General features: G+C 61.8%; 23 protein-coding genes and 1 pseudogene. 1 reads left to right on the top strand and 23 read right to left on the bottom strand.

Features of this window, described 5'->3' with window-relative positions; translation table 11 throughout:
* The first annotated feature begins 378 nt into the window (after nt 1-378).
* Nucleotides 379-1,968, top strand: a complete 1,590-nt coding sequence (locus NKJ94_RS13330; RefSeq protein WP_352525542.1) for a hypothetical protein — start codon at nt 379-381, stop codon at nt 1,966-1,968.
* 204 nt (nt 1,969-2,172) lie between these two features.
* Here NKJ94_RS13330 and NKJ94_RS13325 read toward each other — a convergent pair whose 3' ends face one another.
* The 23 genes and pseudogenes from NKJ94_RS13325 to NKJ94_RS13215 all read right to left on the bottom strand — a co-directional run bounded on the left by NKJ94_RS13325 (nt 2,173) and on the right by NKJ94_RS13215 (nt 20,783).
* The gene (locus NKJ94_RS13325; RefSeq protein ID WP_352525541.1) at nt 2,173-2,994 is read right to left on the bottom strand and encodes an IclR family transcriptional regulator; all 822 of its coding nucleotides are present in this window, start codon (nt 2,992-2,994) and stop codon (nt 2,173-2,175) included.
* A gap of 57 nt (nt 2,995-3,051) precedes the next feature.
* Complete coding sequence (locus tag NKJ94_RS13320) at nt 3,052-4,251, bottom strand: aminotransferase class V-fold PLP-dependent enzyme (RefSeq protein ID WP_352525539.1); 1,200 nt, start codon at nt 4,249-4,251, stop codon at nt 3,052-3,054.
* Between the two features lie 30 nt (nt 4,252-4,281).
* Entirely contained in the window at nt 4,282-4,773 is a 492-nt protein-coding gene (locus tag NKJ94_RS13315; RefSeq protein ID WP_352525537.1) for a RidA family protein, read from the bottom strand.
* A gap of 13 nt (nt 4,774-4,786) precedes the next feature.
* On the bottom strand, nt 4,787-5,800 hold the full coding sequence (locus tag NKJ94_RS13310) for an ABC transporter ATP-binding protein (RefSeq protein WP_502896004.1): 1,014 nt from the start codon (nt 5,798-5,800) through the stop codon (nt 4,787-4,789).
* On the bottom strand, nt 5,776-6,795 hold the full coding sequence (locus NKJ94_RS13305; protein ID WP_352525534.1) for an ABC transporter ATP-binding protein: 1,020 nt from the start codon (nt 6,793-6,795) through the stop codon (nt 5,776-5,778). Before NKJ94_RS13305 ends, NKJ94_RS13310 begins: the two co-directional genes overlap by 25 nt.
* Nucleotides 6,792-8,015, bottom strand: a complete 1,224-nt coding sequence (locus NKJ94_RS13300) for an amidohydrolase/deacetylase family metallohydrolase (RefSeq protein ID WP_352525533.1) — start codon at nt 8,013-8,015, stop codon at nt 6,792-6,794. Before NKJ94_RS13300 ends, NKJ94_RS13305 begins: the two co-directional genes overlap by 4 nt.
* Nucleotides 8,015-8,878, bottom strand: a complete 864-nt coding sequence (locus NKJ94_RS13295) for an ABC transporter permease (RefSeq protein ID WP_352525532.1) — start codon at nt 8,876-8,878, stop codon at nt 8,015-8,017. The genes NKJ94_RS13300 and NKJ94_RS13295 overlap by 1 nt, the downstream gene beginning before the upstream one ends.
* Nucleotides 8,878-9,819 carry an ABC transporter permease gene (locus NKJ94_RS13290; protein WP_352525531.1) on the bottom strand — a complete coding sequence of 314 codons (942 nt, stop codon included), beginning with the start codon at nt 9,817-9,819 and terminating at the stop codon, nt 8,878-8,880. The genes NKJ94_RS13295 and NKJ94_RS13290 overlap by 1 nt, the downstream gene beginning before the upstream one ends.
* 104 nt (nt 9,820-9,923) lie before the next feature.
* Nucleotides 9,924-11,462: an ABC transporter substrate-binding protein gene (locus NKJ94_RS13285; RefSeq protein ID WP_502896005.1), complete on the bottom strand. Its 1,539-nt coding sequence runs from the start codon at nt 11,460-11,462 to the stop codon at nt 9,924-9,926.
* Between the two features lie 445 nt (nt 11,463-11,907).
* Nucleotides 11,908-12,320 (bottom strand): annotated as a pseudogene (locus NKJ94_RS13280) (type II toxin-antitoxin system VapC family toxin).
* The gene (locus tag NKJ94_RS13275; RefSeq protein ID WP_352525681.1) at nt 12,317-12,565 is read right to left on the bottom strand and encodes a type II toxin-antitoxin system VapB family antitoxin; all 249 of its coding nucleotides are present in this window, start codon (nt 12,563-12,565) and stop codon (nt 12,317-12,319) included. Before NKJ94_RS13275 ends, NKJ94_RS13280 begins: the two are co-directional and overlap by 4 nt.
* 480 nt (nt 12,566-13,045) lie before the next feature.
* Nucleotides 13,046-14,335: an ABC transporter substrate-binding protein gene (locus tag NKJ94_RS13270; protein WP_352525530.1), complete on the bottom strand. Its 1,290-nt coding sequence runs from the start codon at nt 14,333-14,335 to the stop codon at nt 13,046-13,048.
* A 28-nt stretch (nt 14,336-14,363) separates the two neighbouring features.
* Nucleotides 14,364-14,942, bottom strand: coding sequence for a carbohydrate ABC transporter permease (locus NKJ94_RS13265; protein ID WP_352525529.1), 579 nt, complete (start codon nt 14,940-14,942; stop codon nt 14,364-14,366).
* Complete coding sequence (locus tag NKJ94_RS13260; protein WP_352525528.1) at nt 14,873-15,196, bottom strand: ABC transporter permease family protein; 324 nt, start codon at nt 15,194-15,196, stop codon at nt 14,873-14,875. Before NKJ94_RS13260 ends, NKJ94_RS13265 begins: the two co-directional genes overlap by 70 nt.
* Nucleotides 15,186-16,016 (bottom strand): carbohydrate ABC transporter permease, encoded by an 831-nt coding sequence (locus NKJ94_RS13255; protein WP_352525527.1) that lies wholly within the window; start codon nt 16,014-16,016, stop codon nt 15,186-15,188. The genes NKJ94_RS13260 and NKJ94_RS13255 overlap by 11 nt, the downstream gene beginning before the upstream one ends.
* Nucleotides 16,017-16,156: 140 nt before the next feature.
* Nucleotides 16,157-17,020, bottom strand: coding sequence for a TauD/TfdA dioxygenase family protein (locus tag NKJ94_RS13250; protein WP_352525525.1), 864 nt, complete (start codon nt 17,018-17,020; stop codon nt 16,157-16,159).
* 107 nt (nt 17,021-17,127) lie between these two features.
* Nucleotides 17,128-17,835, bottom strand: coding sequence for a TetR/AcrR family transcriptional regulator (locus NKJ94_RS13245; RefSeq protein ID WP_352525524.1), 708 nt, complete (start codon nt 17,833-17,835; stop codon nt 17,128-17,130).
* A 51-nt stretch (nt 17,836-17,886) separates the two neighbouring features.
* Nucleotides 17,887-18,192 (bottom strand): DUF982 domain-containing protein, encoded by a 306-nt coding sequence (locus NKJ94_RS13240; protein ID WP_352525679.1) that lies wholly within the window; start codon nt 18,190-18,192, stop codon nt 17,887-17,889.
* A 35-nt stretch (nt 18,193-18,227) separates the two neighbouring features.
* Nucleotides 18,228-18,473, bottom strand: a complete 246-nt coding sequence (locus tag NKJ94_RS13235) for a DUF982 domain-containing protein (RefSeq protein WP_352496211.1) — start codon at nt 18,471-18,473, stop codon at nt 18,228-18,230.
* An 8-nt stretch (nt 18,474-18,481) separates the two neighbouring features.
* On the bottom strand, nt 18,482-18,727 hold the full coding sequence (locus NKJ94_RS13230) for a DUF982 domain-containing protein (RefSeq protein ID WP_352525677.1): 246 nt from the start codon (nt 18,725-18,727) through the stop codon (nt 18,482-18,484).
* Nucleotides 18,728-18,926: 199 nt separating this feature from the next.
* A complete protein-coding gene (locus tag NKJ94_RS13225; protein WP_352525522.1) occupies nt 18,927-19,178 on the bottom strand; it encodes a DUF982 domain-containing protein in 252 nt (83 codons plus the stop codon).
* Between the two features lie 3 nt (nt 19,179-19,181).
* Nucleotides 19,182-19,358, bottom strand: a complete 177-nt coding sequence (locus tag NKJ94_RS13220) for a hypothetical protein (protein WP_352525521.1) — start codon at nt 19,356-19,358, stop codon at nt 19,182-19,184.
* A gap of 696 nt (nt 19,359-20,054) precedes the next feature.
* Complete coding sequence (locus tag NKJ94_RS13215; RefSeq protein WP_352525520.1) at nt 20,055-20,783, bottom strand: hypothetical protein; 729 nt, start codon at nt 20,781-20,783, stop codon at nt 20,055-20,057.
* Nucleotides 20,784-20,809: the final 26 nt, after the last annotated feature.

Raw genomic sequence — 20,809 nt, 5'->3', positions numbered from 1 at the left:
CTCCGCGCCAGGAACTGCTCCGAACTCAAGCTCGGCGAGCGATCCGGTTCCGATCGAGCTTCCTGACACGCATGGATCGATTCCGGTCGGAACGTTCTTTGAAGACTTGCAGAGAAGGTCATGGACATCAAAGACGTCTGGGAGTTGTTCCGGGGCGGAGCGCCCGGCCCTGTAATTTTGGTTCCGAAAGGGAACTCGACAGATGGCTTGGGATAGCGCCTCCCCACGACGCTTGAGCCTTCCTGCTAGAAATAGTGCGGAGGACGCCGCCAACTGACCCGTTAGACTGCACTCTGGCGAGCCACAATCGTGCCAGATTATACTCTGCTGAACTGGTTTATTTAAGAGTAATGCCAATGGGCGCATCAGGAGATTGAAATGCTTACTCAAGTAACCGTACCTTACTCTCCCGGCTACGACTATGGAAAAGGTGTCGATCTTGCGACGGGTAGTCCGATGGGTCATGTCGTCGATGGCGCATTTTCCGGCGTCGACGATGCAATGGGGTCCATATCTTCATTCGACATACGCCGCATTCACACCACCGCCGAACTCGAAAAGTCGCTGAGCATCAATGTCGAAGCGAGCGGCGGGTGCGGGTGCTTCTCCGCGTCAGGAAGGTTTGACTTCGCCCAAAGCTCAAGGATCCAGAGCAGTTCGCTGTTCCTGCTCATCTCCGCCAAGGTAACGCTGCCCTTTCACGGCATCGACGAACCAAAGCTGAGCGGCTCGGCGGCGGCGATATCGAGCAATCCCGAACTCTTCCAATCACGCTACGGAAACATGTTCGTGAACGGGGTAGGCCGCGGCGGGATGTTCCTAGCCGTCCTGCAGATGGATACAGCCAGTTCCGAGGAGGCCCAAGCCGTTTCGATGGAGTTGTCGGGGTCCTACGGGCTGTTTTCTGCCGACGCCAAGATGAAAATGGAGAGCATGCAGAGGCATTTCCATGAAGACGTACGCACGACCGTCTACCACGAAGGCGGCCCAATCAATCTGATCATGGGGGACGTAACGGATCCCAGCCAGATGTATGGGCTTCTCCAGCAATGGCTGAACGCGTTCCAGACCGATCCGAACGCCAATGCCGTTCCTTATTTCGTCACCCTGGCTCCAATCTCCATCGCAGATGGACCGATCCCGCCGAACGCAGCGCAGGTCCGGCAAGCTCAGGATGTTCTGGTTGAGTGCGCGAAGGACCGCAGCAGCCGGCTAGACCAGATGAACCTGATGGACTTCATTACGCTCAATCCAGGCAAGTTCACCTTCACGGCACCGACAACCCTGCAGACGGTTCAGGAGGCATTCCGTGGTTTCCAAGTCGACATAGACATCATCGCGCAAGCCGCCGCCGCGGCGATCAACGATCCTAAAACAGCGTGCCTGCCGGTTGATTTCGCCGCGAAGCAGACGCCGGCCCGGCGTTTCCCGCAAGGGCTGACGCCCGATCCATTGCCGGAAGGCGCCAAGGGGCTGAAAAGCGTTTATGCGGACAAGGGAAAAATGATGGTCAGCCGCGACGCGTTGTTGAGCGAGATGCGAGAACTAGAGCCAGACGGTCCCGCCAAGACCGGGTTTGATATTGGCGTCGCGATGCCCGGCGCAGACACGCTATGGGGCCCTGGAAAGCAGCTTTTCATGGATGGCCTTGATGCTGACGAGCGCGTTGGCTGCGAGGATTCGGCGTTCTTCATTGTCGCCCGGAATGCGCAACTCGGCCTCGCGACCGTCGGCGCGAAGATCGCGGAGCAGACCTCGACGGATGCCTTTAAGGCTGCCCGCGCTGCAGAGCCGCCCGGCATGTACACTCTGGGCTTCGACATCGCCTCGGGCCTCTTCGGCGACGCGAGGCTCGGCGCGCGCGGCCACACCGCACGGGGCCCCGGATCCCTGGGGATCAGGGCAGCCCTCGACCCGAGAGGTCAGCGCGGCTTCGATGCGGCGATGACGCTGTATTCGGTTGCCTGATGACGGGAGCGTCTGATCAACAGGCCAAAGAGGACATTCTCGTTTCACTGCTCAAGCCTGTGAGGCACAGAAAACCACCAGATCGTCCAGCTTGAAGATGCGAGCGCAGGCTTGATTGGAACGCCTGGAGACTCGGCGCCCGTCGTTTCGGGATGTGCAGAAGCGCACCATCCCGCGATTTTGCCAACTAGCGCCGGGCGTTCGTTATGGCCGGTCGGCTCGCCAACCGAGCCGCGACTCGATGCGGCGCGCACTGGTCTTGACCATCGTAATCAAATCCGGGTTCTTTTGCTTCAGCTTCACATCCGGGACGACGATCGAGATCGTGGCACGGCAGGCTCCTTGGTTATCGAGGATGGGAGCCGCAATGCAGGCAACTGAAAAGTCGGATTCACCAGCCTGGATCGACAGGCCCTGCTCCAGTGCTGCGGCGGCCGCGCGAGCGAGCACATCCTTGTCCGTCTCGGCGCGTCCGGTCGGAGAGGCGATCGCGGATCGGGCGAAAATTGCGCGGCGTTCGGCTTCCGGCAAATGGCCGACGAGCAGCCGGCCCGACGCAGTCCAGTTCAGCGGCGTCCGGGTCCCGACGCGAGATGTGACCTGGAAATGATCTTTGCCCTCTTCCATCGCAAGCACAACCATATGGTCACCGTCACGGCCGCATAGCTGGATCGTCTCTTTCGAACTCTGAGCCAGTTCGTGCATCTCCTGCGTTGCCACGTTGAGCAGATCCAATGTGCGAGCGTAGGTCAGGCCGTATTGATAAAGCCGCGGGCCTAACCAGAGCAGGCCGCCGTCCTTGCGGTCCAGCAGTTCCTTTTCGACCAGATCGTCGACGATGACGTAGATCGTCGACAGGGGGGCGCCGATGTCGTGTGCTATCTCATACGCCGTTGCTGGCCGACCCTGCTTTTGCAGATAATCGAGTATTTGCAGCGCACGGTCGATACCGCTGGTGCGCGAGCGGCGGGGTTCGCGTGCGCCTTCGGCAGGGTTCAGGTGCAGGTCGGGCGCTATCGTGGGCATGGCATTCTCGGTTTTGCGTGCACTGTAAGGCAGCCGGGGCATTTACCACAGCCACCCTCAATCCGGCCAGTTGAGGATCGTGGCCTCGCGGGCCATGAGACGCTCGTTCCATGGTGTGGCGATGATCGCATTCGACTTGCGCGCGCCATCAAGCTCCTCGGCAAGCCGTGCCGCCACCACGAATTCTTCGTCGGGATGCAAATTGCATGGATCGAGGAAGAAATAGCCGTGCTCGACTTCATGATCGCGGACGACCACCGGCGGATTGCCGGCTGCCAGCCGGTCGACCAGATCCCACGCCGTAATGCGGGCTTCGGCGGCATTCACCCACACCTTCAAGCGATCGAGCGGATTGCTGGTCGGGTCGGGTACGATGGCGGCGGTGATGCCGGGCCGCCCCTCGAGCGCTTGCGCCCAGCAATCGAGCGCTCGGCGTTCGCGAGCGCGGATACCGTCATGGTCACGCGTTTTCCAGGCCTGGAGAGCAGCGAGCGCACCGACGATGCCTTCCTTGCCGACCTTCATACCGCGCCCGATGCCTCGGTTCTGCAGATAGACGTCGCGCACCCGCGCTTTCGTGCCTGCGACGATGCCGGATGTCGGGCCGCCCAGGAATTTGTGACCCGAATACAGCACCAGATCGGCTCCGCTGGCGAGAAAGCCCGCCAGGTCGTATTCGGACGCTGCGTCGACGATGACCGGGACCCCGCGTGCATGGGCGGCTTCGACGAACATCTTCAGCGGGATTTGCCCATACTCGACGACATGGTGCGACACGACGTAGACTGCTGCAGCAGTGCGCTCGGTGATGGCGCCTGAGAGCTGATATGCCGAGGCGCTGGTCGCCTGACCGACCGGCACGACCTTGGCGCCGGCGAGACGGATCGCCTGTTCGATCGGTGCGCCGTAGCTGACCATGTGGCCGGACTGGATGACGACCTCGTCTTTCAGTCCCGCGGCATCCGGCAGCCGTTCGATCGCGGCAAGGTCCGGGCCGGTCATGCTGGCCGCCACCGCCAGGGTGATTGCCGCGGAACACGACGCGGTGATGAAGCCGGCCTCCGCGCCCGTCAATTCGGCGATCACGGCACTGGCCTTGCGATGCAGATCGGCCATTTCGACAAACTCGGTGAGAATGCCGGACACAGCCTCGACAGCCGCGGGAACGACAATGGAGGCGCCGAGCGAGGTCATCGTGCCAGAGACGTTGATGACGGGCCTGAGGCCCAGATGGCTGCGGATATCGTCGACAGGCATGGTCTTGTGCTCCGGCTATTCGTGATCCGATCAATCAATGGCGATGACGGCTTCGATTTCGACGCTGATTCTTCCCGGCAGTGATCCGTGGCCGACCGCAGAGCGGGCATGCGTGCCGCGCTCGCCGAAAACATCGATGAGCAGGTCCGAGCAGCCGTTGATCACCGCGGGGTGGTCGGCGAAATCCGGCGTGGCGTTGACCATGCCGAACAACTTCACCACACGCCGCACGCGGCGCAGATCGCCGAGCGCTGCGTGCATGACGGCAATGAGGTTGACACCGGTCAGCCGCGCATGGGCATAGGCCTGATCGACCGTGACGTCGGCACCAACCTTGCCCGTATGGACCCGGCCGTCGGCCTCGCTCGGCCCCTGGCCGGACAGGAACAGCAGCTTGCCCTCCTGCACGTGTGTGACAAAATTGGCGATCGGCGGCGGCGCCTCGGGCAGCGTTATTCCAAGCGCCAAAAGCCGGTCGTAGGGCGTGCTTTCCGGTCGCTTCATGAGCTCGGAAAAAGTCATACACAAACTCCAATCAGATCGTTTTTTCGTTGTGCCGGATGCAGGCCACGTGGTGCCCGCCGCCGATATCGTCGAGGGGCGGAATGATCCCGGCGCAGGCGGCAATTGCCTCCGGACAGCGGGTGCGGAAGACGCAGCCGGAAGGCGGGTCAATCGGGCTTGGAATGTCACCGTGCAAGGCGACGTGGGTGCGCCGGCGGGTCGGGTCGGGCACGGGTGCCGTCGCCAGCAATGCCCTGGTGTATGGGTGCCGCGGCGCGGCGTAGAGAAGACGGCTCGGACCACGCTCCATGACGCGGCCGAGATACATCACCACCACTTCGTCGCAAAGGTATTCGACCACCGAGAGATCATGCGCGATGAACAGCAGCGTCAGGCCGAGCCGCTTTTGCAACTCACCGAGCAAGTTGAGCACCTGCGCCTGCACCGACACATCAAGCGCCGAGACCGGCTCGTCGGCGACGACGAATTCCGGCTCGACGGCGAGCGCGCGCGCAATGCCGATGCGCTGGCGCTGGCCGCCGGAGAATTCGTGCGGGTAGCGCGTGGCGTGATCGGGCGACAGGCCGACCAGGGTCAGCAGTTCAGCGACCCTGTCGGCACGCCGCTTGCCTCGCGGAAAGCCACGCGCGTCGAGTGCCTCGCCGATGATGGCGGCGATGCGCATGCGCGGGTTGAGGCTGGAGAATGGATCCTGGAAAACGATCTGCAGCTTTTGCCGGTAGCCGCGCATTTCACGTGCGGACAGCGAAAACAGATCGACGCCGTCGAACAGCGCCTTGCCTCTGGTCGGCTCTACCAGCCTGAGGATGGCGCGCCCGGCGGTGGTCTTGCCGGAGCCGGACTCGCCGACCAGCCCGACCGTCGAGCCGCGTCCGACATCGAAGCTGACATCCTCGACAGCATGAATGATGCGGCCATTGCGGGCGGGAAAATGCTTTGTCAGACCCTGCACGCTAAGCAATGGCGCAGCCTCCGCACGACCGGCGATCACCGCGGCGCTCACAGCTCTGCACTCCTGATGCATCGGGAAGCGCCGTGCGGCCCTGCCGGCATTAATGGCGGGGGTGCCGCCCGACAGGGCGCAATGGCGAAGTCACAGCGCGGCTCGAAGGCGCAACCGGGCGGCAGCGCGGTGATCGGCGGCACGCTGCCGGGAATGGAATAGAGCGCCCGGCGCTCGCCGTCGTCACCGATATCGCGCGCGGCATTGGGCGTGCAGGCCAGCAGCCCCCTTGTGTAAGGATGGCGCTGGTGCGCAAACAGATCGTTGACCGGCGCCTGCTCGACGACTCGGCCGCCATACATGACGACGACATCATGGGCGATCTCGGCGACCACACCGAGATTGTGGGTGATGAAAAGGATCGACATCCCCATCTCGACCTGCAGGCGACGCAAGAGATCGAGGATCTGCGCCTGGATGGTGACGTCGAGGGCCGTAGTCGGTTCGTCGGCGATCAGCAGCGACGGATTGCAGGCGAGTGCCATGGCGATCATGATGCGCTGACGCATGCCGCCGGACATCTGATGTGGATAGTCGTCGAGCCGCGAGACGGCGTCCGGAATCTCGACATGCTTCAGCATGGCGAGCGCACGGCTGCGCGCTTCCTGCCGGTTCACCGGCTCGTGCAGCACGATCATCTCACTGATCTGGTCGCCGACCGTGAAGAGCGGGTTCAGGCTAGTCATCGGCTCCTGAAAAATCATTGCAATTTCCCGGCCGCGTAGCTTGCGGAATTCCTTCTGGGTAAATCCGGCGAGGTCGTGGACATGCTCCTGCCGGTCGCGGAACAATATCTGGCCGCCGGCGATTCTTCCGGGCCGTGACAGCAGGCCCATGATCGACAGGCTGGTCACCGACTTGCCGGAACCGGATTCTCCAACCACGGCCAGCGTCTTGCCGTGCTTCAGGTCGAAGGTGACGCCATCGACCGCCTTGGCGGTAAGACGGCGGGTCTGAAACCAGGTCCGCAAGTCCCGAACCGACAGGATGACGTCGCCGGCCATTGCGTCGCTCATGATTTCCACCCGCAATGCGGACAGACGGGCACACTGCCCGCAGACCCTTCCGGCGGCATGTGGCGGTGGGCAACGATCGCCTCGGCACCGAGGACAGCGTAGCGCGGCTCGAATAGCCGGTGCAGCATGCTTGTCGCCCCTTGCGAATCCTTCACAGTGAGCTCGGCCTCGACGAGGTCGAACAAAGTGAATTCCGCTGGCCTGCCCTTTTCCAGCAGGCCGTCGGCGGGCAACCGGATGGCGCGGCGCGGCGCCGTCGTCGAGGCCGTCACCACATCCTCGAATGCCATGCCGAGCGACAACAGCTTCGACATGGTGGTTGCCATATCCCACACAGCGCCGTCGAGCGAACGGTTGTGCAGATCGGTCGAGATCGTCTTCGGTGGCAGACCGCGCTCGAGCGCCGCCTTGGCGACATCGAAGGAGAACGAGGCGCCGCCGTGGCCGACATCAAGCACAATGCCGCGCTGCGCCGCATCCTCGGCGAGCCGATAAAGATCGTCGTCCTCGATGATCGAGCCGCCGGCCTTGCCATTGAAGCAATGAGTGACGATGTCGCCTTCGCTCAGCAGGCCTAGAACATCGTCATAGAGTGGCGGCGGCTCACCAACGTGCACCATCAGCGGCAGCTTGAGGATGCGGCCGAGCTTCTTCGCCAGCCGGACCGGCGTCAGATCCCAGCCGCCGGTGATGACGTGGCTGGCACGCACCTTCAGTCCGACGATGATGTCGCGGTTGGCCTCGACGGTGGCAATGGTGCGGTCGATATCGATCGAGCGCATGTCGATCAGCTCACTGACACGGTTGCAGGCGACGAGACCGATCGAACCGATGTTCAGGAACGCGTATATGTTCTCTCGCGCCGGCTCTATGATAAACTCGCGAAAGCCGTGGAAATTGGCTTCGCCGGCCGAGCCGGCATCGACCATCGTGGTGACGCCTCGGGCGGCGCCACATTGCTGCGGCCGCAGCGAAATGTCGGTGCCGCCGTACCAGACATGCACGTGGAGGTCGGTCCAGCCGGGCGACAGGAACGCGCCATTGGCGTCAAGCATCTTCACATCCTCGCCGGCGGCAATCGTCGAACCGGTTTCGGCGATACGGCCATCCTTGCCGATCAGCACGTCGATTGTCTGGCCAAACCCGCCGCCGAAACCGACTGGTTTTGCGCCCCTGATCAACAGCGGCCTTTCGGTTTGCGAAGAGCGATTGCCGAACATCAGATGTCCTTTGCCAGACGAGGGTCGAGAAGGTCGCGCAAACCGTCGCCGACGAGCTGCAGCGACAGCACGGTGATGACGATGGCGCTGCCGGGAAACATCATGATCCAGCCGGCCTGATCCATGTATTGACGGCCGGTGGCGATCATTGTGCCCCAGGTCGGGATGTCGGGCGATATGCCAACGCCGAGGAAGGACAGACCGGCCTCGGCCAGGATGGCGTTGGCGAAGATGAAGGTTGCCTGCACCAGCAATGGAGAGGTGACGTTGCGCAGGACGTGCCGCACCAGGATAACCGGCGTCGGCACGCCGAGTGCGCGGGCCGCCTCGACATAGGGGAGTTCGCGAATGACCAGCGTCGAGGCCCGCACCACGCGTGCGAGCCGCGGCGCATAAACCACGCCGAGGGCGACCACAACATTGAAAGCGGTGGCGCCTAGTGCCGCCACGAGCGCAATTGCGAGCAATATGTCGGGAAAAGCCATCATGGCGTCGATCAACCGCGACACCGGCGCGTCGAGCTTTCTGAAGAAGCCGGAAGTCAGTCCCAAAACGACGCCGATGATCGAGGCGAAGATCACGACAGCAAAGCCGACCGCCAGCGAAGTGCGCGCGGCGTAGAGCATGCGGGTGAAGATATCGCGCCCAAGATCGTCGGTGCCGAACAGGTGGTCGAGGCTCGGCGGATGCAGCCGGCTGGCAATGGAGAGCTTGGTCGGTGCGTAGGGGGCGATGACCGGCGCGAGGATTGCGGCGAGCACGATGACCATCATCACGGCGATGCCCACCGCCGCCGTCGGCCGGGTCATCAGCCGCGAGAGGATATTTGGCTCCGCCTGGAGCGGCACCGAGATAGCGGCCATCAGTAGCGAACCCTTGGATCGACAGCCAGATAGAGCATGTCGATGGCGAAATTGACCAAGACGTACAGCCCGGCAATGACCAGCAGCGCGCCTTGAATAACCGGATAGTCGCGCCGCAACACCGCCGAGACGACCAAGCTGCCGACGCCGGGCAGGCCGAACACCGTCTCGGTCACCACCGCACCGGAGATGAGCAGTGCCGCGGTCAGGCCGATGACGGTGAGGATGGGGATCAAGGCATTTCTGAAGGCATGCTTCAGCACCACACGCCATTCGCTCATGCCTTTGGACCGGGCGGTCCGCACATAGTCGTCGTTGAGCACGTCGAGCATCGAGGCGCGAGTGAAGCGGGTGATCAGTGCCGAGCTTATGAGACCGAGCGCCAGCGCCGGCAGCACCAGATGGTCAAACCGGTCGGCAAACGAAGCTCCCGGCCCGCCATAGCCAGATGTGTCGAACCAGCCGAGCTTCACGGCGAAGAACTGAATGAACAAAAGGCCGAGCCAGAAGCTCGGCACGCTGGCCGCGAACATGGCAATGGTGGTTGCCGCCTGGTCGAAGATAGAGCCGCGCTTGTAGGCCGACAGGATTCCGACCGGCAGCGCGATGAGCGTCGCGATCGCCAGGGAGAAGACGGTGAGAAAAAATGTCGGTTCGGCGCGTTGGGCGAGCGCGGTCGTGACCGGCTCGCCCAGGAAGATCGACTGGCCGAAGTCGCCTCGGACGACATCGAGAACGTAGCGCCCGAACTGTTCGAGGATGGAGCCGTCGAGGCCGAGCTTGGACCGCAGCGCGGCTATATCGGCGGCCGTGGCGTCTGGACCCAGCATGACCGCCGCCGGATCGCCGGGCGTCACCCGTACGATGACGAACACGATCGTGACGACCAGCGCCATGACGACGATCATGCCGAGAAGTCTGTTGAGGATTGAGCGCAGCATCGGCCATCTCTGAGCAATCATCGAACGGTTTGCCGGTGCCGGCTTTGTCGGCCGGCACCCGGCCGCCTATCCTTGGGTTGAGGCGGAAGGTGGGAGGAGCCGTCTCAGTTGCCTTCCAGATAAGCGTTCCAGAAATAGGGCCATGGCGCCGGCGTCACGCCTTTCAGCTTGGGGGCCTGGGCGGCCAAGGCGTTGAAGTCGCCGACCTTGAACGCTGGAACCTCGTCGTAGATCGCCTTCTGGACATCTGCGAACAGCGCAACGCGCTTGGCCGGATCGGCTTCAGCGTTGAACGCCTCAAGCACCTGGTGCTTGCGATTCGAAACCCACCAACCCGGCGAGGAATCCGACATTATGCCGGTGAGCGACGGCTCGGGCAGGAACGGACTGTGGGTAATGTAGATGTCCCACAGCGCCGGGTCGGTGCGGTTCTTGGTCAGCGTCGCCCATTCGACCACATCGAGTTGGACCTGGAAGCCGGCGGCTTTCAGATACTCGGCCGCGACCTGCGCCATCTTGTAGTGGAACTCGTACTGGCGGCTGGTGAGGATGCGCAAAGGCTTGCCGTCATAGCCGGCTTCCTTCAGCAGCGCCGCAGCCGCTTCAGTGTCGCCATCGGGCTTGTAGGGCTCGGTGCCGGCGTCCGTGTGCCAGGCAAAGCCTTGCGGATACATGTCGCCGTCGGCTGCGAAGAAGTCCTTCGATCCGAATGCGGCGAGCAGCATGTCGTTCGGCGCCAGCGCCGCTTGTATCGCCTTGCGGATGCGAATGTCGGAATTCAGCCCCTGCTTGGTATTCAGGACGAATACCGGCCAGCCGAACGGCTTCAAGATGACCGGCTGGGTCTTGCCACCCGAGATCTTGTCAAAGGACTCGACCGGCAGCGAGTCAACATAGGCGAACTGGCCGGAGACTGCGCCTTCGACGCGTGTGTTCGCATCGGGAACCGGCACGAAACGGATTTCGTCGAGATACTGTTTTCTGGCGCCACCATAGCCGTTGGGTTCGCCGTCGCGCGACTTGTAGCCGTCGAACCGGGCAAGCTGGATGTACTGGTCGGGTTTGCGTTCCTTCAACATATAGGGGCCGGTACCAACGAAGCTGGTCAGCGGCTCCTGTCCCACGTTTTCCGACGGGATGATGATCGCGGCGGCATTGTTCAGCGACAGCAGCGACAGAAGCGGCGCGAACGGCTTTTTCAGCGTGATTTTGATGGTATTGTCGTCAACGGCGTCGACCGCGGCGATGACTTCGGCTGCCTGCTTGCCGCGCGTGGCAATCTTCATCCAGCGTTGCAGCGAAGCGACCACGTCGGCCGAATTCATATCGCTGCCGTCGTGGAACTTTACGCCGGCTCTGAGCGGGATGGTGTAGGTAAGGCCGTCCGGCGAAATCTGTGGCATGTCGGCGGCCAACAGCGGCGTGATGCCCCAATCCTTGTCGAAGGTATAGAGCGTCTCGAAGATGTGCTGCGTGACGATGCCAACCAGATCGGCGGTCGAGGCCATCGGATCGAGCGTCGGCGGCTCCCCAATGGTCGCCACGTCGATCACTCCACCTTTAGCGGGCTCGGCCCAGGCAGCGCCTGTCGCCGGCAGCATAAGCGCGGCGAGCGAAGCGACGATCTGCAAGAAACGCTTCATCTTGGTTCCCTTCGCTTGTATTCCATAGTAATGGAATTTATATCTTAGTTACGGATCAAGTAAACGCATCTGATATGGCAACGTCAAGCTTTTTTCGTCGAGCGGAAGTCGCGCGATTGGGAGCCGTTGATGATCTTCGTGCGCCAAGCGCGTGGCTCGTCGTCCCGTCCAAGTGCCGGCATCACACCGTCGTCCAGCGATCGGAAAAACCTCAGGTACATGGTGGGACAGAATGAAGTAAACGAGCCGAAGGATACTACGCACCCCCAACAAGACCCGCTGGGATCAGCGCTTGATGGGGTTGATAAGTGCAAACGCAGCTCGGCCATGCCTCAGCAGCGCCGGCGCGACCGTTTCCGGGTCAATCTCACCAAGGCATCAGGGCTTAAGGGGTCGAAAATGCTCCTCCCTGCCCCGATGCTGAACGAAGCCTATTTCCGAGGCGTCAAAACTCCCAAGGAGAGATCAGATCGAGGCCGGTCTTATCGAAGTCGCTCAAGTTTCGCGTCGCAAGGCGGCCTCCGTTGACACGCGCTATCGCGGCGATCATGCCGTCGAGCGCGGACATACCCAGACCTTGGCGTGCAGCAGTTCCCATAATTTTCCCGTAGGCCAATGCGGCTTCCTCAGTCAGCCCGAAGATTCGGCCGGCGAAACGACGACGCCAATCGGACAAGCCCTGCTCCAGCCGCTCGGCACGCTGATCGGGTCGAATTTTTTGAAAGCCGAAGGAAATCTCGGCGATTGTCACAGTCGGAAGCGCCAGTTCAGCATCATGGCGAACCAGCCATGCGATAACGGCAGCGCTAGGCGCCTTCTTCAAAGTTTCAGAAACCACATGGTGTCGAGAAAGATCAAAGCTCAGGTCCTACATGAACCCGGCGATCGTCTCGGATCGCTGCTTCAAGGTCGATATCGGTGCCGTAAACCGTCGCGATGCGCGCGTAAAACGTCGACGCAGGTTCGCGACCTGCCTCCCGCGCTTCGTAGGATTCAAGGGCACGTTCGACGATGTCTGCAATCGAACGATTTTCGCGACGGGCAAGCCGGTGCGCAAGGTCTCGCGCTCTGGCACTTCTTACGGAAAGTTGAGGCTCTGCCATGTGGGTCTCCTTTTCCGCAGATATAGCGCGGCAGCTTTGGGCCATCGAGATGGCAGGCGATGGCTTGTCATCTTGATGGCATTCGAAGAGAATCCGCCGAGTTAATGCGCGCGCCTCATCATGCCTGAAAACGCGCAAAGATATGGTGCGTTGCTTACGCGGGTCGATCGCGCTGTAAGCAGCGCGACCGGGTGGTATCAGCAACCTGGGAATCGTCTCGCTGCATTCCACAGGAAGAATAACAACGACATTATATCCGCATATCCGCGTCCTCATCCCCGCCCGACCGTGGCGCCCGATGATTCATCCTCTTGCCACCAGCACGCTGCTAAGCAGTCCAGAGCTCGCGCAACCGAAGGCCCGGCCAATGGACATCGCCTCACCCGAGCCTCACCGACAACAATTTTACGACCGCGCCTGATCCTCACCGATGAGCCGCCTGGTATGTGCGAGGCGACATGGCCACGTCGGTCCATACGATTACGCTGGCATCAGCGGTTTGACGCGGTCGACAATGGCGGCGACCGCTTCCTTCGGGCTCTTGCGACCGAGGACGGCGAGCTGAACCTCCTCGAGAAACGTCGACTGAGCGCGAGCGGCTTCGGGAAAAGCCGGGAAGGCTGGTCTCGCCTTGGCAAGGGCGGCAGCCTCGACCTTCGCCTGCGGCTGCGACCCGGCAAACGACGGCTCGGCATAGGTTGATGGGCGGACGGGGCCATTGCCGTTGCGCGCCATATCGAGTGTGGCCGCCTTGCTGGCTACGAAGCGGATATAGCTCCAGGAGAGCTTCTTGTCCGCCGAATTGGCGGGAATGGCCATCGCCCAGGATTCGACGACCGGGTGCATTTCCTGACCGCTGCCGAGGGTCTTGGAGCCGGGGAACTCGATCGCCTTGATCTTTCCCGGCGCGGTCGACTGTTCCTTGTTGTTGAGCTGCGCGTAGCGGGCGAAAGGCAGCACCGCGAAGGCTGCGCGTCCCTGCTGCATCCAAGTCACCATGTCGTCATTGCGCGTCGTGGCGTAGCTGCGGGGGAGCGCCCCGGCCTTGAAGAGGTCGGCGAGCACGGACAGGCCTTTTTCCATCGCCTCCGGATCGGGAACCACCTGGAACTGCTTGTCGATAAAATCGCCGCCAAAGGCGCGGGCGAACATGACCGGGAAGACGGCGAGGTCGCTCGCAAGGATCATGCCGACGACCGGCGTACCGGACTTGGAGGTGAAGGTCAGCTTCTTCGCCTGCTCGACCAGCTCCTCCAGCGTGTCCGGTGGCGCCGAAATGCCGGCCTCCTGAAGCAGCTCCTCGTTGTAGAAAAGCCCCTGCGTGGCATGGCGCACCGGGATGCCGACGAGCTTGCCGCCGACGGTCATCGACTGGCGCAGGGCTTGGGCGATATCGTCGAAATCCTCGATCGGCTCGGCTTTCCGGAGGTCATCGAGCGGCTCGAAGAGCGAGGCGATCTGCGATGTCATGCGGTTGTCGATGATATAGCCGACGTTGAAATCGGTCTCGCTCAGGCTCGCCTCCCGGAATAGCCGGTCCTGGAGCGGATTGCTGTCGAGCGTCGTCCAGGAGATCTGGGCGTTGTTCTTGTCCTCCCACGGCTTGATGACATTGCCGGCGACGCCGGTCGTCAAGTTGGTCTGGTGGACGCGATGGCAAAGCACGTTCAGCGTCTTTACCTGAGCATGGGCCAACCGACCCAATACGCCCGTGGCGCCGGCGGCCATCGCGGTCGTCAGCAGGGCTCTGCGTGTCATGTGCAAAGGCATTGTCTTCCTCCCTTTCTCGGTGACGTCGTCACCCCTTGGTCGCGCCGGCGGTCAACCCGGCGACAAGAAACCGGTTCATCAGGACCACGAAGACGAGAACCGGCAGCAATTGGACGATAGAGGCCGCAAAGAGCACGCCCCAGTCGACGCCATCGATCGAGCTGATCATCTCTGAAAGGACCAAAGGCGCAGTCTTGGCGTGGTTGGCGGTGAAGATATAGGCGAACAGAAACTCGTTCCACGCGAAGACGACGACGAAGACGGCGACGGCGAGCATGCCGGGCGCTACGAGCGGCAAGATGATCTTCACAAGGATCGTCAGCGGCCGCGCGCCGTCGAGGACAGCCGCCTCGTCGAGTTCGCGCGGCACCTGATCGATGAACGTCCGCATCAAAACCGTGCCGAGCGAGACGAAGAAGCTCGCGTAAAGCAGGATCAGCACCAGATGGGTGTCGTTGAGCCCGAGCCGATTGACGACCGGGAACAGTGGCAGCGTCACGACGATCGGCGGGATCAGCCGCGATCCGATCAGAAACATCACCGATTCTTCCAGGAAACGGACGCCACGATAGCGTGAGTAGGCGAAACCAGCGAGCAAACTTGCCATGACTGCAAGCGCCGTTGCCCCGGTGCGATCAGGCTGTTGACGAGCCCGTCGAAAAAGGCCGGCCAGCGCTGCCATAACGAGGCGTAGTGCTCGAAGGTCGGTTCGAAGAAGAGCTCTGGTGGAACCGCGAAAATCTCGCGACCGGGTTTGAACGACGAGAGCACGATGAAACCGATCGGAAACAGCGACCAAACAACGATTGCCGCAACAGCGAGCGTCTTTCCGGCACCGATGGCGAGACGCTTAGAACGCATTGGCCACGGATTCCTTGCGCAGCCGCCATACATAGCCAGTCGCAAGCAGCAGCGAGATCACGACCATCATCCACGCCGTCGCGGCCGCCGTGCCGAACGAGTTGTAGCGGAAGCCTTCCTGATAGAGATAAACGGAAACGACCTCGGTCGTGCGCGCCGGGCCGCCCTGGGTCAGGAGCCAGACCTCGGAAAAGAGGCGGAAGGCGAAGATATAGCGGAAGAGCAGTGCAATCAGCATCGCTGGCGCCAGAAGCGGTAGCGTGATGTTGCGGAAGAGCTGGAACGCGTTGGCCCCGTCGGTGCGCCCAGCCTCGTAGAGCTCCTTCGGAACCGCGAGCCGTGCCGCATAGAGAATGATGAATGTGAATGGCAGGTGCAGCCAGATTGTCAGCAGGCCGACGAGGATGAGGCCATGGGAAGGGATGAACGTCCAGTCGAGCGTCGGCAGCCCGGTGTATCGCAGCATCAGCGTGATCGGCCCGACGTCTGGATCGAACAGGAAGCGCCACATTGCGACCGCCGTCACCTCGCTGATAGCGTAGGGAGCGAGCACCACGACGAGCATGACACGCTGGAAGGGAAGCCCGGAGGCGAAAAGCAGAGCCAGGCCGAGGCCGAGCAGCAGTTCGATATGAACCGCCACGGCGACGACGAGGACCGTGTTCCAGATCGAACCCCAAAAATATGGATCGGTGAGGACGCGGATATAGTTATCGAGCCCAACGAAGGTTGCCGATTGGCCGAATGACGAGGCCTCGAAACTCAGCCACAGGACGAAGATGGAGGGCAGCACGATGATCCCAAGCACCAGTAGGTGCACGGGCGTCGCATAGAGATAGGCAGGCGAAAACGCGAAGCGCCGCCTCTTGGTCTCGCCAGCCGCTTCCGCCGCCCCTTCCCCCTGTGGCCGACGGACGCCTCGGAACCAAATGCCATTGCTCCTCCCTGAGCGGTTGCGCGTCAGCCGTCCCTGGCGGCAAGTGGAACGGTGCCCTCCACCGTCGTTCGGTACATCACCCGGCGATATCCGGGATAATCGTTGATGGCAGTGTGCAGGACGTGGGGATTGTTCCACATGCCGAGGGTCTTCGGTTCCCAACGCAGCCTGCAGTTGAACTCGGGCCGGACAGCCCGCGCCATCAGGAAGTCGATCATCGGCTTGCTTTCTTCCTCCGTCATCCCCTTAAAATTGGTCATCACGCTGCTGACGAAGACATAGCGCCGGCCAGTCTCGGGGTGCCGACAGATCACAGGGTGCTCGACGACGGCATTCTCGATCGCCTCGACATCGGCCTTGACGCCCAGCCGACTGTGGGCCGCGTTGATGGCGAAGACCCCGCGGCCGCTATGGACGCCCGTCAGCCCTTGCAGGATTTCGACCAGCCGCGGCGAAAGAGAGTCATATGCCTTCTCGAGGCTTGAGAAGCATGTGTCGCCGCCGACCGGCGGCACCTCTTCACCGAAGAGGATCGTAATGCCCGGCGGCTTTGGTAGCCAGGCGAGGTCCATGTGCCAGTCCTCGCCGATCACCTTGCCCGTGTCGTCCGGCTCGCGCACGAAGCGCACGATATCGTCGAAGCCGTCGATCGGCGTGTGCACCGGATTGCCGCTAAATGGCCCGAACCGGCGCGCGACCTTGTGGACGCCAGCGGCGTCAAGCTCCTGATCGCGCACGGCGAGCGCATGGTACTTGTAGAGCGCGCGGCGAACGTCTTCGAAAGCATCCTCGCTGGCGCCCGCCAGATCGATCCCGCGGATTTCTGCACCGAGCGCTCCAGTGAAGGGGCTGACCTGGAAACGGGTGAATTCGTCATCGCGTAGCACGTGATCCTCCCTTGTACGCGCCCCGTCGCCGGGGCTGACTTACCTGTAAGTAAGTAACCTGAAGGCTAACATCTGTCAACTCGCCCTCGCTTTGATCCACTGGATGTCTAGCCTCGACGCGAGCCCTTCCCCGCATCCTGCCAAGCTGCGCGGATGATCGCCGCCAGTGCCACGAAGGTCCTAGCGACCTCGTCGAAGCTTCCGGTGTCCTGCGTCATCGGTGGACAGGACAGAAGGGTAATGCGCAGCATGTGCACGAGTTCGTCCCTGAGCGTGTCGGGAGAAAGTTCTCCATCCTTCACAGCCTGGTCCACCGCATGGCGTAGGCTCCGTTCATAGACCCGGTTGACACGCTCCAGCGCATGTTCGGCCGGTTCACCGAGAACTGGGAGGTCGTGGCGAAGGCGCGAAAGCGGGCTCCACATATTGCGGGCTCCCGTCTCAGCGTTGAAACGTCCATAGAAGCGGCGCAGATCCTCGAGCTGCATATCGAGCCGGTCGAAGAACCGGGCGTCGGGCGTCGTCCAGAAGCGCTTAATCCGGGCCTCGGCGTTGGCGGCGAAGTCCGCGATCAATTCCTCCATCAATTGACGCTTGTTGCCGAAGTGATGGTGGATGTTGGCACGCGTCGTGCCGATCGCGATCGCTATATCGCCGAAGCTGAAACCGTCGTGGCCGCGCAGGACATAGAACTCGGCCGCGACCTCTTTGATTCTGCTGCGGGTGGAGTACGCCTCGTCACCGGGAGGTCCTGAAGTGCTGGCTCTCATATCCCTTCCAAAATCCATGCCGCTCGCCATCGCGACAATCAGCATACGAAACGTGCTGCAACCGTCCGCCGGTCGGCACAGACGCGATCAGCGTTGCTACCATACAATGTCATGGGATGTACCCGTCGTACATGGATCTTCTTCTACGCTCAGGTGGGAACTAATTTGCGCCAGTTCGCGACATTCAACGTTTCGCACGAAGATCCCCTCCTCCTTAGCAGCAGCCCCGAAGGCCTTACGGGCCTCCTCCGGAGTCGCCCGATCCTCGACGGCGTCGATGCATAGTTGCACAGCCTTCCTCCACTTAGGTCCCATCTTGGTCCACTTCAGGAGTTCCTCGGCGGCACCCTCGACATTGTTACACCCGTAGGTGACCCCAGGTCGGTCGGTCTTGACGTACACCGGAGGGGAGAACCAATGGGTTGCCACGACACCTCCTACTCAGGGGAGAGATACATCTTGGCCTCCTTTGCGGCAGCCTCAAAGGCCTTTCGCACCACCTGAGGGTCAATCGAATCGCCCTCCAGATCTGACAGGCACAGCGTCACCGCCTTATGCCAGCAGGGTCCTCTCCGGGTCCACGTTTTGAGCTGCTCAAGGGCTGCCCTGGCATTGTTGCAGCCATGCCTGACACCGGTTTCAGTCTTCACGAACACCGGAGGGACGAACCAATGGGTTGCCATGATACCTCCTACTCAGGGGAGAGATACACGTTGGCCTCCTTGGCAGCCGCCTCGAAGGCTTCACGGACCTCTTGGGGGGAGGATTTGCCCTCGAATGCATCGACGCAGGATTGGACAGCCTTGGTCCACTTCGGGCCCTTTGTGTCCCACGCCATGAGTTCCTCGGCGGCTCCCTCGACGTGGCTGACCCCATGGCGAATGCCTGGACGTTTCGTCTTCACGTAGACCGGTGGAGAGAACCAGAAGGGACCCATGAGGATGAACTTAGAGCGGCAAGAGCCTGCTGACCAACCCAGTTGCAGCCCCCGCTGATAAGGGAACAACGCAGGCCCTTGCGGGTTTAGAACTCGCAGCGGTCGATTCTTCGTGGATGCACCCGCTGTCGGGTCCGTCGCTTTTCTCACGGGCGGCGGGCCCTCGTGGCTAGAGACTGACTTTGCAATCCGAATTTAGCTATTTGCCGTTGGGGGGAAGTAACGTCCCCTCCTCCTTAGCGGCAGCCAGGAATGCCTTGCGGGCCTCCTCAGCTTCCATCTCGTCGAATATCACGGCCATGCAAACGCGCACCGCGAGGTCCCAGCAAGGGCCACGCTTGGTCCACTTCATCAGCTCCTCGCCGGCTTTCTCGGCGTTGTTGACGTTGCGGATGATCCCGGGACGCTCGGTCCTGACAGGGACCGGAGGGTTGAACCAGTGGAGAGCCATACGTCACTCTTTGTCGGCCCTATCAAGTTGCTCCAGCAAATACCTTTGCTCAGCCGGCAGCTCCCGTTCTACAGGCAGATTTAGCATGTTGCGAAGGTAATTGCGGATTACCTCTGAGGTGATCCACCGCCGCACAACTTCGGCAATAACCTTCTGTTTGGCTTTATCGATTTCAACCACATTCGGGCCTACATCTTAAAAGGACCGAACTGCACCTCGAGCGGATTCCTTAAGGGGGCCAGAATGTTTGATACAAAAATCTGGGCAGGTGATCGGATAACTGGCTCGCGCGAGGCCCCCCCGCGCGCCCTTCGTTTCCCACTGGCGAGGCCCTAACAATCCCCGTCAGAGAAGTTGGGAACCCAACATCGTGAGCCTGAGCCAGAAGTTACGCAGCCAGCAGCCGTTCTGCATCTATTGTGCCGGATCGGCTCGCGGCGTCGACATCGGCCACGTGCCGCCAAGGGTCTGTTCGATGGCAAGTGGCGACCGAAGGGCGGGGAAGTGACTACCTGCAAGGCATGCCATGAAGGGACGCGCGAGATGGACGATGTCGCGGCGTTCGCAAGCCGTTCCTGCCCAACCCGACGACTGGGGGACAGCATGGTTGTCATTGGTCATGACGATCACCTGGGCGGTGCGCCAAGAGGGCTTGGGCACGGGAGGCGCACCGTCTAGGGACAAAGGCTGCCGATGCTTCGTCAGGATTGTTCCGATATCAGCGAGTCCGCTTCTTGATCGGTCTTGCGACCAGTACGCGCGCGCGGGGCCACAGGTCGAGGCTAGGAAACTCACACTCGCGGGCACTGGTTGATCACCGAGCCAACACGAGCGACCTCGGCTAAGCGCCGTGTGTCCCTCTTACAGGCTTGGCTGCTATATTATTGCAGTGACCCTGCCCGACGCATCGAGGCGACAACTGACTTGCGCCTGCCGGACTTCGATGCCACCTTGTCTAGCGTAGTCTATTCGCACCTCGATCGGCGCCGTGAGTGCGCCTCGACGTTGACGCAAGGCACCTGCGCTTACCGCGTGGACACGGACGGCGCCAAGCGGCGTCGCAGCGGACACGATCGCCGCGCGGCAGGCGCGCACCACCGCGGCTGGCGTACCGGTTTTCGCTTTCAGCGGTGCCAGAAACTCAGCGGGATAGCCCTTGGTGACCCGCTCGGACCCACCGTCACCAGGTTTAGAGGGCAGGAGGACGGGTGGCAGGACGATCGATTGCCTGGCGGTCTTGGGAGAGGCAGTGGCTGTGGTGGCTGCGGCCGGACTACCGGGAGCGGTAACCGATTCGTTTTCGGCGGCTGGATCGTCGCCCACACCGACATCCGTCGAAATCCCTCCGCCTGTGTCACCTACGGTGCCGCTGGCACTAACGCCTGCGTCGACTGATCCGTCATCTGAGCCGACCGAAGCTCCAACGTTGGCTCCGCCTACACCGTCGACGCTCGTGCCCACCCCCACAGATCCGCCTTGCGAACCGGCGCTCACTCCAGCACCGACCCCGACACCGCCAACATTGCCGCCTATACCTGCATCAAGAGCCGAGGCAGGCCCGATTGCGATCCCGATCGTCAACGCGGTTGCGACGTATTTTTTCATTATCATACTCCCCTGCGGCATACATT

The organism is Mesorhizobium sp. M0060 (assembly GCF_040323155.1).
Classification (GTDB): Bacteria; Pseudomonadota; Alphaproteobacteria; order Rhizobiales; family Rhizobiaceae; genus Mesorhizobium.
This window is presented reverse-complemented; position numbering and strand designations above follow the sequence as displayed.